General features: G+C 47.6%; 13 protein-coding genes. 6 read left to right on the top strand and 7 right to left on the bottom strand.

All coding sequences use genetic code 11. The features are described 5' to 3' along the window. Positions 1 to 83: 83 nt before the first annotated feature. The 6 genes from QUB64_RS19500 to rfaE2 all read right to left on the bottom strand — a co-directional run bounded on the left by QUB64_RS19500 (position 84) and on the right by rfaE2 (position 6,136). Positions 84 to 1,622 carry an ATP-binding protein gene (locus QUB64_RS19500; RefSeq protein WP_333273726.1) on the bottom strand — a complete coding sequence of 513 codons (1,539 nt, stop codon included), beginning with the start codon at positions 1,620 to 1,622 and terminating at the stop codon, positions 84 to 86. A gap of 226 nt (positions 1,623 to 1,848) precedes the next feature. Then, positions 1,849 to 2,868, bottom strand: coding sequence for an ATP-binding SpoIIE family protein phosphatase (locus QUB64_RS19495; protein WP_333273724.1), 1,020 nt, complete (start codon positions 2,866 to 2,868; stop codon positions 1,849 to 1,851). A gap of 443 nt (positions 2,869 to 3,311) precedes the next feature. Then, positions 3,312 to 3,710: an anti-sigma regulatory factor gene (locus tag QUB64_RS19490; protein ID WP_333273721.1), complete on the bottom strand. Its 399-nt coding sequence runs from the start codon at positions 3,708 to 3,710 to the stop codon at positions 3,312 to 3,314. A gap of 366 nt (positions 3,711 to 4,076) precedes the next feature. Beyond that, a complete protein-coding gene (locus QUB64_RS19485) occupies positions 4,077 to 4,454 on the bottom strand; it encodes an STAS domain-containing protein (protein WP_333273718.1) in 378 nt (125 codons plus the stop codon). A gap of 200 nt (positions 4,455 to 4,654) precedes the next feature. After that, positions 4,655 to 5,524 carry an STAS domain-containing protein gene (locus QUB64_RS19480; RefSeq protein ID WP_333273715.1) on the bottom strand — a complete coding sequence of 290 codons (870 nt, stop codon included), beginning with the start codon at positions 5,522 to 5,524 and terminating at the stop codon, positions 4,655 to 4,657. Positions 5,525 to 5,641: 117 nt separating this feature from the next. Then, positions 5,642 to 6,136 carry a D-glycero-beta-D-manno-heptose 1-phosphate adenylyltransferase gene (gene rfaE2 / locus QUB64_RS19475; RefSeq protein ID WP_333273785.1) on the bottom strand — a complete coding sequence of 165 codons (495 nt, stop codon included), beginning with the start codon at positions 6,134 to 6,136 and terminating at the stop codon, positions 5,642 to 5,644. Between the two features lie 732 nt (positions 6,137 to 6,868). Here rfaE2 and QUB64_RS19470 point away from each other — a divergent pair. The 3 genes from QUB64_RS19470 to QUB64_RS19460 all read left to right on the top strand — a co-directional run bounded on the left by QUB64_RS19470 (position 6,869) and on the right by QUB64_RS19460 (position 9,485). Next, positions 6,869 to 7,063, top strand: coding sequence for a hypothetical protein (locus tag QUB64_RS19470; RefSeq protein WP_333273712.1), 195 nt, complete (start codon positions 6,869 to 6,871; stop codon positions 7,061 to 7,063). A 446-nt stretch (positions 7,064 to 7,509) separates the two neighbouring features. Next, positions 7,510 to 8,340, top strand: a complete 831-nt coding sequence (hpsJ-B, locus tag QUB64_RS19465; RefSeq protein WP_333273710.1) for a hormogonium polysaccharide biosynthesis protein HpsJ — start codon at positions 7,510 to 7,512, stop codon at positions 8,338 to 8,340. A gap of 227 nt (positions 8,341 to 8,567) precedes the next feature. Continuing rightward, positions 8,568 to 9,485, top strand: coding sequence for a glycosyltransferase family 2 protein (locus QUB64_RS19460; protein WP_333273707.1), 918 nt, complete (start codon positions 8,568 to 8,570; stop codon positions 9,483 to 9,485). Positions 9,486 to 9,896: 411 nt separating this feature from the next. On the opposite strand, the gene glgB is transcribed toward QUB64_RS19460, so the two are convergent. Further along, positions 9,897 to 12,191 (bottom strand): 1,4-alpha-glucan branching enzyme, encoded by a 2,295-nt coding sequence (glgB, locus tag QUB64_RS19455; protein ID WP_333273704.1) that lies wholly within the window; start codon positions 12,189 to 12,191, stop codon positions 9,897 to 9,899. Between the two features lie 692 nt (positions 12,192 to 12,883). On the opposite strand from glgB, the gene QUB64_RS19450 reads away from it, so the two are divergent. From QUB64_RS19450 to QUB64_RS19440, 3 genes are all read left to right on the top strand, one after another. Beyond that, positions 12,884 to 13,114, top strand: a complete 231-nt coding sequence (locus QUB64_RS19450; RefSeq protein ID WP_333273702.1) for a helix-turn-helix domain-containing protein — start codon at positions 12,884 to 12,886, stop codon at positions 13,112 to 13,114. Between the two features lie 141 nt (positions 13,115 to 13,255). Beyond that, complete coding sequence (locus QUB64_RS19445) at positions 13,256 to 13,669, top strand: hypothetical protein (RefSeq protein ID WP_333273788.1); 414 nt, start codon at positions 13,256 to 13,258, stop codon at positions 13,667 to 13,669. Then, on the top strand, positions 13,579 to 14,013 hold the full coding sequence (locus QUB64_RS19440) for an RNA-guided endonuclease InsQ/TnpB family protein (protein WP_333273698.1): 435 nt from the start codon (positions 13,579 to 13,581) through the stop codon (positions 14,011 to 14,013). Before QUB64_RS19445 ends, QUB64_RS19440 begins: the two co-directional genes overlap by 91 nt. The last annotated feature ends 346 nt before the right edge of the window (positions 14,014 to 14,359 follow it).

Genomic DNA, 14,359 nt, shown 5'->3' with positions numbered 1-14,359 from the left:
GATCGATCGCACTGGTGCGTCGCTATAAAATTGTCAATTTTTTTGAGAGATGTTGCATGGCGAGGCACCCCACGGTTAGGACTTCACCATCGTTGGCGCCGCCCGTCGCAGTACAATGAATTTCTGGTAGCAAGTCTTTCAGCAAATACCGAAAAACTCTTTTGCTCCTTGACAATCAAAACTTTTGGTGTCCGATCGCGCGCCGGAGGTTGAGAATTGGCAAAAGCCCCCCCTGTTTCCTCTGGTGGATCTGCGGAAATTTCCGCAGATACTGCTGAATCTCCTGCATAGGCGATCGGCAAATTCACCAAAAAAGTCGCACCCACCCCGGGCGAGCTTTTAATTTCAATACTTCCTCCCAAAAATTCCGCCATTTTTTTACACAGAGACAATCCCAATCCCGTACCTTTCACGCCCTTCTGCAAGTGATTTTCCACTTGGACAAATTCTTCAAAAATCCGCGTTTGGTCGGCTGACGGAATACCAATACCCGTATCAGCAACAGAAAAAGTAACCATTCCACCCTTTCTTATTTCGGCCGCAACTCGGACTTCTCCCGCTTCGGTAAATTTCAGCGCATTAGAAATCAGATTCCGCAAAATCTGAGCAACTTTTCCCTCATCGGTAGTAAGGGTTGGAAGTTCCAGAGGCGCTTCAAAAATTAGACTTACGGGCGATTTTTGCGGTAGCAGGGGGCGCATCATTCCCCGCAGCGCGCTGAACAAATCTTCGACTTCAAACTCAGCCACGCGCACAGTTACTTTTCCAGCTTCCACCTTGGCTAAATCTAACGAGTCATTGACAAGTTCTGCGAGAGATTCAGCGGATTTGCGAATAAAATTTAGTTGTTTGTCTTGTTCGGGTGAAAGTTCTCCGTCGAGGCGATTTAACAAGATTTCAGAAATACTGAGAATTGTGGTTAGCGGAGTGCGAAACTCGTGACTCATGTTGGAGAGAAAGCTGGTTTTGAGTTCGCCCTCTCGCTGGAGAGATTCGGCTTTTTCGTTCAATTCCGCGTAAAGTGCGACGACTCCGCGATTCCTGTCTTCTAGTTCTTGATTTAATTGTACGAGTTCTTCTTGACGCTGGCGGAGTTCGTCTAAAGTGCGTAGCAATTCTTGATTTTGCTGCTGAATTTCCGCATAGGGATCTTCGGGAATTTGGCGCGCTAGTTTATCAAGTAATTTGTTTAGTTCGATCGCACTCAGCGCAGGCATCTGCTTAGAAAACTGTTTAATCAATTGTACAGCCGTTCCGCGATCGGGCGCGGAGTCGATTTGCACCTCATCCATCAACCGTTTTGCCGCTGCTAAACCCATTCCCGCACCAGTTTGCGATCGAAAATTGGGGCCCAACACAGTCTGTAAATCCGCAATTCCCGGCCCGCTGTCAGAAATCCGAGTCCGAAAAACTTGCGGCGATTCCCCTTCCACAATAAATTCTACTTTGCCACCGCCTGCATATTTGAAAGCATTGCGGGCAATTTCGGAAACTGCTGTCGCGATTCGGGTTTGTGATTGGGAGTCGAATCCCAACAACGCGCCGATTTGGCGAGCTCTTTGGCGGACTTGTACGATGTCTTGTTCAAAGCGAACTTCCGTGGTCAGGATTGGGTAAATCATGCCATTATACCTCTTGCAAAAGTCCTTGCAATCAACATTTGGGACGAGCAAGATGCCAGTCGCACAAACATCATTTTTTCTGGTGGAATGGGCATCTTAGCCGTCCTAGCTATTTTGGTAACAGGTATAATTTTGATTTTTGATGTTCGATTTTCGATCGGGGAATCACTGATGACTATCATGGTTTAGAGCTCGGCTACAATTTCATACTTTTTGGGAACTGCTATCAAACTGGTTGTCTTACCTTAGCTACCACAACTGTCATGTCATCGCGAGTGCGTTTGAAGTCTCGGTAGAGTACGGCTGCGATTAAAACCGGATGTTTCGCCGCCAAACCTGGGTAGCGGTTTAAATCCCACTGCGTCGCCAAACCGTCGGAGTGCAGGATTAGCAGGGAATGCGGCGACCAAGGATAGACAAATTCTGCTACTTTTCGCATCTGATGTCCAACAGTGCCGTTGTAGGAAACCATGCTGCGGCTTTGGTTATCTGTGAACACTACACCAGTAATGTTACCAACTCCGGCAAAACAAATTGTTTTTTCGGTACGATCGATTCGCGCGATCGCAGCAGCCGCTCCTCGGGTATTTTTTAAAGCAGCGTGCGCCTTCTCCAAAATTCCTTTCGGCCCCAGTTTAGCATTTTCCCGAAATACCCGCACCGCTTCCTGCGACGCTTCCTGGGCCAAAACCCCGTAGCCGAGCCCGTCAGCAACTAAAATCAGATTTTTGCCCGCGCGATCTTCAGCCGCCCAGGAATCGCCACAAATTTGCTCTCCTGCTTTCGGCAAGTGAACGACCCCAAATTCCAAGTAATTGCTGGTTTGGGATGCTTCCCGGCGATGCTGGGTTGAGGAAAGCCACATTAACAAAGCTGTCCCCAGTTTCGGTACAGAATGAATATCAAAAAAACTAGAAAGGCGTTTAATAGCGCCGAGTCCAGTTCCCGGAGTTCCCGCAGTCGAAAAACCGTCCCGCAGACACTGGCCGACATTTGCCATTCCCGGCCCCCGGTCTAGCGCTACTATTTCAATGCTATATCCTGCCGCTGTTTTTACGGTTTGCAGCAAAAGTTCTCCTTCGCGGGCGTGTTTGACCAGGTTTTTTGCTGCTTCGGTGGTGACAATTGCCACTTTACCGCGATCGGTCTCGTTAAATCCGACTTCAGCCGCGAGGGCTACAGCGATGCGCCGCGCTTCTCCGACTTGACTTTCTTCTGTTACGGGCAGGGCTACGGCATTTATCATTATCTTGTAGTTCTAATCTTAAGGTGGCGCGCATTTAAAAAGGAATTAGTCATTGGTCATTGGTCATTGGGCATTGGGCATTGGGCATTGGTCATTGGTCCTGCCGTCATTGGTCCTGCCGTCATTGGTCATTTTAGCCGCTCGCGTAGCCGAAGGCTGGTCATTGGTCACTTGTTGTCGTGACCTCAGAAACCGGGTTTCTTAGAATATTTATCGTCACCAAACCCAAAACTCGTAGAAACCCGGTTTCTCCCCCCTAACGAGTCAGCAGTAATTAGTTCGGTGACACCTCACAAACCCGGTTTCTCTCCCCTAACGAGTCAGCAGTAATTAGTTCGGTGACACCTCACAAACCCGATTTCTTCCTAGATTTATCGTTACAAAACACAAAACTCGTAGAAACCCGGTTTCTCGCCACTCTCCCCATCTCCCCCTCTCCCGACTCATCGCCAACGGACGATCGCAATTTTAGTCCCCTTACCCACTTGGGAAACAATCTCAAATTCGTGCATCAACCGCTTAGAACCGCTGAGCCCCAAACCCAAACCATGATTAGAAGTATAACCGTCAGTCATAGCCAATTCGATGTCTGGAATTCCCGGGCCCTTGTCTTCAAATATCAGCCGCAGTCCTTTGCGGCTACCTGATTGCAGCGTTTCGAGAGTCACAGTTCCCCCTTTACCGTAGTCTACAGTATTGCGGGCGAGTTCGCTGGCTGCGGTAACGATTTTCGTTTGGTCTACTAAGCCGAATCCCATTGCTACAGCCCTACTTCGCACTTGCTGTCGAACGTGGACTATATCGGAGGACGATCGAATTTCTAGTGTCTCACGTTTTGACATGGCGGCTAATCTACTACAATAGAACTTCTCCACAAAAGATATGATTTATACCATTTAAGATTTGAGATTTTAAATTTGAGATTTTAAATTTTAGAATTGGGAATGACTCATGAATCTTAGGGTTTGGATATCCTCTACAGTTGCATTATTTTTCATAAATTATCTTAGCCTCATCAACTCCGTTTCTTCCAATAAATCTTGAGTTGGTTAACAAGGTATCTACAAACCAACCAGGTTTATTGATCCCATTTAATAAAAGCAACTCTCGGCAACTCCCAAGCCTGATGCAGTTTGTCATTACCCTCTAAAATCTCACATCTAAAATGGTATTATTTCCTGTGCCTAATTCACGGGACAATTTATGGCTTACACTTCCGCATCCGGAGAAAAAACCAAGGATTTTCGCAACATATTCATGCCCTTTTCAACACTTAAAGCTGTCCGAACTCCGGTCAGCGAAAGCCCCAATTCAACGAGCGTAATCGCAACTGCGGGCTGCATCCCCACCACAACTGTTTCAGCATCTAAAATTCGCGACATGGTAGCGATATTGTTGAGAATGCGACCGATAAAAGAATCTACGATTTCCAGGGAAGAGATTTCTATTAAAACACCTTTGACGCCTGTTTTGACGATGCGGTTAGTCAGGTCATCTTGCAGCGTCATGGCTAAGCGATCGTGCATATCCACTTGGATTGTTACTAGCAAAAATTCTCCCATTTGCAGGATCGGAATCCGTTCCATAAATTTATCTCTCTTGGAGCTTTGAATAAAATAAACTTTATGCCAGAACACAATATAGCGGTTCTCGATTAAGCAAGCTACACGGCCGAGCAATTACCAATTACCAATTCCCTGTTTGCCCCATGCCCCATGCCCCATGCCCTATGCCCACCCTTCGACTTCGCGAGCGGGCAAGATGCCCAATTCCCCATTCCCCAATTTTATCTTTCCTCTTTAAGATTTTTTATAGTTAAACCTTGGCGCTGCAAAGCGACTTTAAAAGCATCTGCTAAAGTCGCTTTTGTCAGAATATCTTGCAAGTCAACTCCCAAATGAACTATGGTTTGAGCGATTTGCGGGCGAATGCCGCTGATGATGCACTCAGTACCCATCAACCGGGCGGCGGCTACAGTTTTCAATAAATGTTGAGCGACTAAAGTGTCAACAGTCGGCACGCCTGTAATGTCTAAAATCGCAAATTCTGAGCCGGTTTCCATGATTTCCTGCAACAGAGTTTCCATGACTATTTGAGTGCGGGCGCTGTCAAGAGTTCCAATCATTGGTAAAGCGAGAATACCTTGCCAAAGTTTGACTACGGGTGTTGACAATTCGAGCATTTCTTGCTGCTGGCGTTCGATGACTTCTTCGCGAGCTTTGAGAAAGATTTCTGTCACCCAAAGACCGAGCTGGTCTAATAAGCTGGTGGACAGCCAAAGTTGTTCGACGAGTGCGTCGCGGTTTTGTGTCAATTCGCGACAAAGCCGATCGAACAATGGCTTTTTGAAGCATAAAATAAAACTCGCGATCTCTGAGGGGGTAAAGCCCCTCAGAACGCGCGATCGCGAAACTTCTGCCAGCAACAGCCGCATATTCTCCCATTCGGGCGTCTGGATGTCGCTAAAGTTGCCGTGCTGCACTGCTATTTGCAGCAATTGCAGGAACTCTTGACACTCCGATCGCAATTCTTTGGCTCTCATCAAGTCGTCCCGCCGCAGCCCGGTGTTTTGCAGTTCTTTGAGCCAGTCTGCTAGTAGCTCTGCTTTGTTTGTTTCGAGGATTGCCGCGATCGTGTTATTGCTTGTGAGTTCCATTAAAATTATCTCCTGCTTAGCAATTGGGATGAAGTTGTACGAGCGATCGCACCAAGCGTATTTTTTGATGGGGCAACTTCTGAGTTTAGCTCACTGTTTGCTGTTTGGGATCGAGGGTTAAGTACCTAACTGCAAAATGCGTTTGACGATCGCACTGGTAGAACTCGGAACTTCTATTTCGATCAAGGAAATCTTGCCACCTCCGGCGATAACCGCCGGTGCTTCCGGCAGAGTTTCCCGTTGATAGTCGCCTCCTTTAACGTATATATCAGGCTTCAGGATGCCGATCAGTTTAGTTGCTGTAATCTCGGAAAAAATCACTACAGCGTCTACTGCTTTGAGGGCGGCTAAAACTTCCGCTCGCTGGGCTTCCGGTACGATCGGGCGGGGCGGGAATCCCGGCTGCTGCGGTTTGATAGCTTGCACGCTAACGTCGCTATTCAAGCCCACCACGAGCGATCGCCCCAAACTTTTTGCCGCCTGCAAATAGCGGACGTGACCCGCGTGCAGGAGATCGAAGCACCCGTTAGTAAACACGATCGGACGCCAATTATCCGGATCGGATGCGATCGATCTTTCAAGTTCTCTCAACGTGTAAACACCAGAAATCATTGCAGTCATTACCAGCAAATTTGAACAGCGATGAATCATCCTACCAAAAAATGTGAGGACTTGCACCTTTGCCCTTGAACAATCAATCGCTCGATCGGCCACTAATTAGTAGTTAGCAATTAGTAATTGGTAATTAGTAATTGGTCACTCTACGCCAAGAAGGAACAAGCAAAAATGCGGGAGCATCAAGCGTGCAAGCTTTTGTAGTGCTGTCGGGAACTCGCACGGGCTTATATATGTAGCGAGAGCGAGCTCATGCTCGCACTCAAACAAAAATGCTTTTTACTCTCTCGTGAGATGATCCCAAGAATGCCCTTTGGCTTCGCGATCGGGCAAACAGAAGGAAAAACGACAAAACAGCTAATGTTGAATCTGTGACCCGCCAAAAAACGGATACTTATGAACGACACTCGTCGCCAGCAGCCCAAAATTTTAGACTCCTGTTCCTGCTCCGAGATTCAACGCGACAGTAAATCTAAAATCTCCAATGCCCCAATCTCAAATCGACTGACTTCCGTGCAGTGCTGTTGGTAATAAAAGGTGAAAAACGTTGGGAAACAATTATTTATTCCAGCTCTCTGTGAGATCAATTACTATAAGACAGGGGATTTTGTGCCACGGCATCTGGCAGGCCGGAGATGTCGGGGGTGAAACCACCTAAACGTTACCCTCCTGTGTCTATTTCTGACACTGCCGCGCGAGCGAAACCTAGTTACAAGCTAGAACTCAAGCGTGCAGAACTCATCTGTACCCAGCATTCGTCAGACTATAGAAGAGGCTAGCAGTTGCTTGCTGCCGTTTCTGGGCGCTATCTTGACAAAGCTCCACAGCCTCCGGCGGGAGCGCACAGCCTCCTGTGTGTGCCAAACTCTGCATACCAACCAGTGCAGCAACTTGGCCCAACTACGGCGCCAGCGCAGCCTGTGAAAACCCAGGGGAAATTCTAGGCAAGTACCCGATCGAGCTATTTTGGTGGAAAATAACGTGAAGTACCCAACCAGCCTCGCCTCTTGTTGGGGCTTCCAAACCGATCGAATCGGGGACGGTTTGATTCGTCTGCGGAGTTTCCCCTCTCAGCAGCCGTTTTCACATTCAAGACTCCTGTTTCCACCAAGCAAGGGACTGAACCTCTGGAATGGCGTGATGCAGGCCGCCCGATGGCCCCCAAGCGAAGCAACCAGCGAGTCCGGGAAACTCATACCCGTTCCCCAAAAAAATGAAACTGTAGGCGAGCTTCCAAACCCTTATGGAATCAGTGATTCCCATCGAAAATCGAACATCGAACATCGAAAATGGTATCAGCTTTCCCACCAGTTAACTCATTAAACAAAATTTCGTTGAATCTAACGCTGTAGAATTATCTAACAGGAATTATGAAAGCAACTAACAGCCGTCAATTTTCTTCAGTAGCTGCTCGAACTCTCAAAGTAGTCGGGATTATCTTGATTCTCTCTGCTTTGCTTGACTGCATTGTTCTGTCACTGCCGGGAGAAATCTCCGACATGAGCAATCGAGGCTGGCAGCTTGCCGCAGCAACTCAGATAGTTGACCGGGGGATTATTCCTTTGATGGGTATCGCCCTGCTGATGACGGGCTTTTGGGTGGACAGCAGCAGTGGAGTCTCTATTGAGCGGCGCAATGTTTGGGTTGATTTGCGATTCTGGGCGCTGTTGATTTCCAGCTTGTTAGGGCTAATTTACCTGTTGCTGGTTCCCGTCCACCTCAACAATACTCGTTTGGAACTTAAGGATGCTCTGGCTCAAGTCGATAAAGAAGCGGGACAAGCGGAAGTTCAACTTGAGGCGCAAATTAAAAGCGAGCAGTTTAAAGCTCAGGTAGAACAGCTCAAAAGCCAGCGCCGCAGCCAGATAGGCGCCCTGCTGCAAGACGACGGGAAGCTGCAACAAGCACTCAAGAGTCCAGATGTTCCCAAGGAATTGAAAGCTGTGCTTCAGGAGTCGAAAAATGACTCGAAAGCCCTGGACAAGTTCCTGGAACAGCAAGCCCAAGAACTGCCAAATCAAGCTCGCAACGAGATTCGCACCCGCAAGCAACAAAAAGAGAAAGAGTTGAGAACTCGATCGAGAAATTCGAGTTTGCAGACCGGAATCAACAGTTTGTTGTTAGCGATCGGCTACATTACAGTTGGTTGGACTGGACTCAGAAGTATCGGAATTCTGCGGTTCGGCCACCGCAAAAATTGACCCACCCAACAACGGATACAAGCCCGCGACAATCGTCCTACAGAGATCGAAATTTTAGACCCAAGTTCAAGCTCCGGTGATTCATCTGCCCTTGTAAATCTAAAATCGAAAAATGGAAAATCTAAAATCGACTGACCGACGCCATCGCTCTAAGCGTGCAAGTCGAGACATCCCTGAGAAATAAATACTTGATTGGCCTGATAGTTTGCCCTTACTGAAAGCTGGGAATGTTCTCAATTTATATTCTGACTTACAACGAAGAGATTGATATCGCCGCTTGCATTGAATCGGCACTGCTTTGTGACGATATCATTGTAGTTGATTCTTTCAGCAGCGATCGCACCCTTGAGATTGTGCAGAACTATCCCGTGCAAACAGTGCAGCACCGCTTTGAAACTCACGGACGCCAGCGGACTTGGATGCTCCAAGAAGTAGAATGCAAGTACGAATGGGTTTACATCCTCGAAGCTGACGAGCGGATGACGCCTGCACTGTTTGCTGAATGCTTAAAGGCGATCGCAAGTCAAGAATATATCGGCTATTACGTAGCCGAAAAAGTAATATTTATGGAGCGCTGGATTCGTCGCAGCACTCAATATCCCCGCTATCAAATGCGCCTGTTTCGCAAAGACCGAGTGTGGTTTACTGACTACGGTCACACTGAACGGGAAGTCTGCAACGGCCCGACTCACTTTTTGAAGGAAACCTACCCTCACTATACTTGCAGCAAAGGTCTTTCTCGCTGGATAGAAAAGCACAACCGCTACTCGACTGACGAGGCGGCTGAAACTCTCCGCCAATTAGCAGCCGGTCAAGTAAATTGGTGGGATTTATTGTTTGGCGCGTCGGAGGTAGAAAGGCGGCGCGCTTTGAAAGACTTTTCTTTGCGTTTGCCTTTGCGGCCTGTGGTGCGCTTTTTCTATATGTATATTTTACTCGGCGGATTTCTTGACGGTCAAGCTGGATTGGCTTGGTGCACGCTACAAGCTTTTTATGAATATTTAATTTTACTAAAAGTTTGGGAAATGAAGCATATGCCGCTGCCAAATTTAGACGCCGTGGAGGAACAGTCTATTTCGGAAGTTGTAACAGTTGAGCCGTCTAAAGTTTCTTATAATCTTGGCGCTTCCGATACTCGTAATTGAAAATTGGGCATGGGGCATGGGGCATGGGGCATGGGGCATGGGGCATCTTGCCCGCTCGCGAAGTCGAAGGGTGGGCATAGGGCATAGGGCATAGGGCATAAGGGATTGGGGATTGGGGATTGGGGATTGGGGATTGGGGATTGGGGATTGGGGATTGGGGATTGGGGATTGGACACCGATTGAGTTGCTAGGGTGCTATAAAAGCCAGCCCTGTCTGGCGTGGTGAATTTGAACCAAATAAAAAGTAGAAAACCGCTATTTCACGTGCCCATTTTTCTCTTTTTCAAACAAGAAAAATTGCTATATGGAGTTACAAAAATAACCCGGTTGCTTAAAGAAACCGGGTTGCTGAATACCTTGAAAGTTTGAGGTTTAATCAAGTTTTGATTTTTAACTCAAAACTGTCACAACTTAAAACTCTTGAGATTTTGCTGCTGTTTTTGCGCGATCGATCTTGAAAATCAACACACCCAAAGGCGGCAAACACAAATCGATCGAATAAGCACTGTTGTGGAACCACCACTCATCAGTCCACTTGCCTCCCAAATTCCCCATATTGCTGCCACCGTACTCCCGCGCGTCGCTGTTAAACAACTCCGTATAGAAACCCGGTTCCGGCACTCCGACGCGATAGTGAGAGTGCGGCTGTGGCGTAAAATTGCACACCGTCACCACAAACTCCTCGCCATCCTTCGAGCGGCGCACAAAGGCCACCACGCTGTGCCGGTTGTCGCTGCAATCAATCCACTCAAACCCATCCTCAGCAAAATCTTGACTGTAAAGTGCCGTTTCGCTGCGGTACAAATGGTTCAAATCCTTGAAAAATAGCTTCAACTTTTGGTGTGGCTCAAATTGCAGCAAATCCCACTCCAAATCGCCCCAAACGTTCCATTCTTGCCACTGGCCGAACTCCATCCCCATAAAAATGGTTTTCTTGCCGGGATGAGCAAACATAAAAGTAAACAAACAGCGCACGTTTGCAAACTTTTGCCATTCGTCCCCTGGCATTTTGCCGATGATGTGGGCTTTGCCGTGGACGACTTCATCGTGGGACAACGCCAGCATGAAATTCTCGCTGTGGTTGTACCACATACTGAAAGTGATGTTGTTTTGGTGGAACTGGCGGAACCACGGGTCCATGTGGTAGTAGTCGAGCATATCGTGCATCCAACCCATGTTCCACTTGAGGTTGAAGCCCAAACCGCCTACATAGGTTGGCCAAGATACCATCGGCCAAGAGGTAGATTCTTCGGCGATCGACAATGCGCCTGGGAAATAGCTAAAAATGACGTGATTTGTCTGACGCAGAAAATCTGCCGCCTCGATATTTTCGCGGCCCCCGTACTGGTTGGTCAGCCATTCTCCGGGTTCGCGACAGTAATCTAAGTACAGCATCGAGGCTACGGCATCTACGCGAATCCCGTCGATGTGATACTTGTCAAACCAGAACAGGGCATTTGAAACTAGGAAATTCCGCACTTCGTTGCGGCCGTAGTTAAATACTAGGGTTCCCCACTCTTTGTGTTCGCCCTTGCGGGGATCGGCGTGTTCGTACAAGTGAGTTCCGTCAAAGAAGGCTAAACCGTGGCCGTCTTTGGGGAAATGTCCCGGCACCCAGTCTACCAGTACGCCTATGCCGCTGGCGTGGCACTGGTCAACAAAATACATGAAATCTTCGGGTGTCCCGTAGCGGGATGTTGGGGCGAAATAGCCTGTTACTTGATAACCCCAGGAACCGTCGAAGGGATGTTCGGCGATCGGCAACATTTCGATGTGAGTGAATCCCAAATCTTTGACGTAGGGAATCAGCCGATCGGCCAATTCGCGATAAGTCAAAAACCGCGCGCCCGGATTCAGTTCGGAAACTGCCACTGCTGGTTCTATTTCGCCGTTTGGCAGTACGGCAGGTTCGCTACTAGCTGCGTGCAGCCAAGAACCGATGTGGCATTCGTAAACCGAAACCGGCTGCGTTAGTTGGTCTGTGTGCCGCCGCTGTTCGATCCAAGCGCTGTCGTGCCAAGTGTAGGTATCTAAATCGGTGACAATTGAGGCTGTTTTGGGCCGTACCTCTTGCTGGAAACCGTAGGGATCGGACTTTTCGTAGGGATGTCCGTCTTGGTTTTTCACTTCGTATTTGTAGTGAGTTCCGTAGGATAGTCCCGGAATAAATAATTCCCAGATCCCGTTTTGCGATTTCCGCATTTGATGTTTGCGGCCGTCCCAATAGTTAAAATCGCCTAATACTGATACGTTGCGGGCATTCGGAGCCCAAACTGCAAAATATACTCCTGTAATGCCGTCTACTTCGGTGAAGTGGGCCCCTAGTTTTTCGTAAATCCGGTGGTGGTTGCCTTCTGAGAATAGGTGAAGGTCAAATTCTGTGAGTTTGGGCGATCGAAAGGCGTAGGGGTCGTAGATAAAGCGTTCGTGTTCCCCTTCTTTGACCCGCAGTTGATAGTTTGCTAGTTCTGGGGTGTCGATCGTACATTCAAAAAAGTGAGGGTGATGCTCTGATTTCATCGGGTATTCGGCCCTCGCCTCGGGCAAAACTACCGATACTTGATCCGCATTCGGCAGATAAGCTCGGACGGCCCAGACTTTTTTGCCATTTTCTTCGATCGCGTGGGGGCCTAGCACTTCAAAGGGATCGTGGTGCTGATTCCAAACAATCCGGTCAATCTGTTCAAAGGGGACGGTCGCGGGCATAAAACTACCTACCTGAATCTTTTAACTAAATGGCTTTCAAAACCTAGAGCGGCGCTGCACTTTACATTTGGATACATTTTTGATTGCTCATCCTACCACGGCGGCAGCGCGCCCTTGCCGACACAGCAGCCAATCTTATTGCCTTGCTGGCGGTCAAGCTGTGATTTTACTGCTAACGCCTAACATCTAAGTATAGAAATATTAAAACAAATTGAAAAATTTATATTTTTCCCAAAATATCCTTGACTTTTTATAAACTATGTGATATAACCACTCTCATCTCTTTCAGAGAATGAGATTCCCAGAATCACTTCTGAGAGTTTTCTGCTTCATGGCAACCGCCATCAGACGTATAGCCGAGTCTCAGATAGATGAGGTACAAGTTGAGATTTTCCATTTTCCATTTTTCGATTTGAGATTGGGGGATTGGAGGATTTTGTAATTTTGTAATTTTGTAATTGTTAATTAATTGGTGAATACCTCATCTTTCCGAGAACCGCTATATGTCGATCGGGTCTTACGTTCGCTCCACAGACTTTAACCGCAAGAGAAAGTGGCAAGAATACTATTAGCTGCATTTACCGGAAAAAATGGGGTAGGATCCCCGTCATAAGCTTGACGGCTTTAATTCTTTATCAAGCGTCCTGACGGTTTGTAAAAGTATGCTATGATAGAGTAGGAGAACAAAGCAAGTGTTAAACCTGACCTACGAATTTAAACTCAAGCCAACAGCAAAACAAATAGCCATATTTGAAGATTGGCTAGAGCAATGCCGTCGCGTATATAACTACGCATTGGCCCAGCGCAAGCATTGGTTTGGGTCTCGTAGCTGTCAAATCAACGCTTGCTCTATCCGTTCCGAGTTCATCATTCTCGGCACGAGACAAAGCGACCAACCTATGCCAGTCAGTGCAATACTCTAACTATCTACAGAAAGACTAGCACTGCATTAAAACAAGTACAATCGCAGGTTTTGCAGCAGACACTGAAAAGACTGGAAAAAGCTTTTGTCAGTATGTGGGATCTCTCGCCACGGCTTCCCCCGCTTTAAAAAAGTAGGGAATATGCGCTCTTTTGTTTTTCCGCAGTTGGGAGCTAACCCAGTTCAAAATCAAGCAGTTAAGCTTCCTAAGATCGGTTTAGTCAAGTTCCATCAATCACGTCCTATCCCCGATGGTGCAACGGTCAAACAAGCAAGGATAGTTCGCAGAACCAGCGGTTGGTATGTGATGTTGACCTGGCAATGGGATGTGTCAGTCCCTAGCGCAATGCCTCGCGGTGAAGCGTTAGGTATTGATGTCGGTATAACTAATTTTATTACAACTTATAACGGGCTTTTAGTCAAGCGCCAGCGGTTTTTTCTTGACGCACAACGCAAGCGAAAACATTGCTGCAACAGCGTGTTAGTCGGAAAAAGCTCGGCTCAAATAATTGGAAAAAAGCTCCTAGAAAAGTTGCAAAAGTACACGAATACATAGCTAATAGCCGGAAGGATTGGCACTGGAAATTAGCTCACCAAATCTGCGAAAATGCGGGCAGGATTTTTGTTGAAGACTTGAACTTGATTGGGTTGTCTAGGGCAATGTTAGGTAAACATTGTTTAGACGCGGGGTGGGGTCAATTATTCACAATTTTAGAACAAGCCTGCTTTAAGCACGGCGTATATTTCCAGAAAGTTAGCGCCCACAAAACAAGTCAGATTTGTCCTAACTGTGGCGTTGAAACAGGCAAGAAATATCTGTCAGAGCGCGTTCATTCATGCTCAAGCTGTGGCTATACAACAGATAGAGATGTAGCAGCAGCACGCTTTAGTCCTAATTAGAGGACTTGCAGCCGTAGGGCATACCGCCTGTGATGCAGGCGTGAGGGTAAATTCGTTGGAATCCCTGCGAACCAAGAATCCCCCAGCCTTGATAGCGGGGGAGTGTCAAAGAACCATTTGCACGAAACTTTCCTTGTTTCTTTAGATTCAGTTTGCTAGCGATCGCCCACTTGTCGGTACGATCGCCCACTTGTCGGTACGATCGCCCACTTGTCGGTACGATCGCCTGACTCTTTTAAGAGACAAGGGGCGGGATCGCCCAGATATCTGCTGAATAACCAGAATATTGATCGACCCGCCCCCACCCACCGACAAGATTTTGTTCGCATCAATTTAGCGGCGATGA

The sequence above is a fragment of the Microcoleus sp. Aus8_D2 genome, assembly GCF_036702665.1.
Taxonomy (GTDB): Bacteria; Cyanobacteriota; Cyanobacteriia; order Cyanobacteriales; family Microcoleaceae; genus Microcoleus.
Note: the sequence above shows the minus strand (reverse complement) of the source record. Positions and strands in the feature narration are given on the sequence as shown.

What these genes read in the sequence shown, in the direction of transcription:
- QUB64_RS19500 (WP_333273726.1), bottom strand. Translation starts at nt 1,622, where the DNA reads ATGATTTACCCAATCCTGACCACGGAAGTTCGCTTTGAACAAGACATC.
- QUB64_RS19495 (WP_333273724.1), bottom strand. Translation starts at nt 2,868, where the DNA reads ATGATAAATGCCGTAGCCCTGCCCGTAACAGAAGAAAGTCAAGTCGGA.
- QUB64_RS19490 (WP_333273721.1), bottom strand. Translation starts at nt 3,710, where the DNA reads ATGTCAAAACGTGAGACACTAGAAATTCGATCGTCCTCCGATATAGTC.
- QUB64_RS19485 (WP_333273718.1), bottom strand. Translation starts at nt 4,454, where the DNA reads ATGGAACGGATTCCGATCCTGCAAATGGGAGAATTTTTGCTAGTAACA.
- QUB64_RS19480 (WP_333273715.1), bottom strand. Translation starts at nt 5,524, where the DNA reads ATGGAACTCACAAGCAATAACACGATCGCGGCAATCCTCGAAACAAAC.
- rfaE2 (WP_333273785.1), bottom strand. Translation starts at nt 6,136, where the DNA reads ATGATTTCTGGTGTTTACACGTTGAGAGAACTTGAAAGATCGATCGCA.
- hpsJ-B (WP_333273710.1), top strand. Translation starts at nt 7,510, where the DNA reads ATGAAAGCAACTAACAGCCGTCAATTTTCTTCAGTAGCTGCTCGAACT.
- QUB64_RS19460 (WP_333273707.1), top strand. Translation starts at nt 8,568, where the DNA reads ATGTTCTCAATTTATATTCTGACTTACAACGAAGAGATTGATATCGCC.
- glgB (WP_333273704.1), bottom strand. Translation starts at nt 12,191, where the DNA reads ATGCCCGCGACCGTCCCCTTTGAACAGATTGACCGGATTGTTTGGAAT.
- QUB64_RS19445 (WP_333273788.1), top strand. Translation starts at nt 13,256, where the DNA reads ATGCGCTCTTTTGTTTTTCCGCAGTTGGGAGCTAACCCAGTTCAAAAT.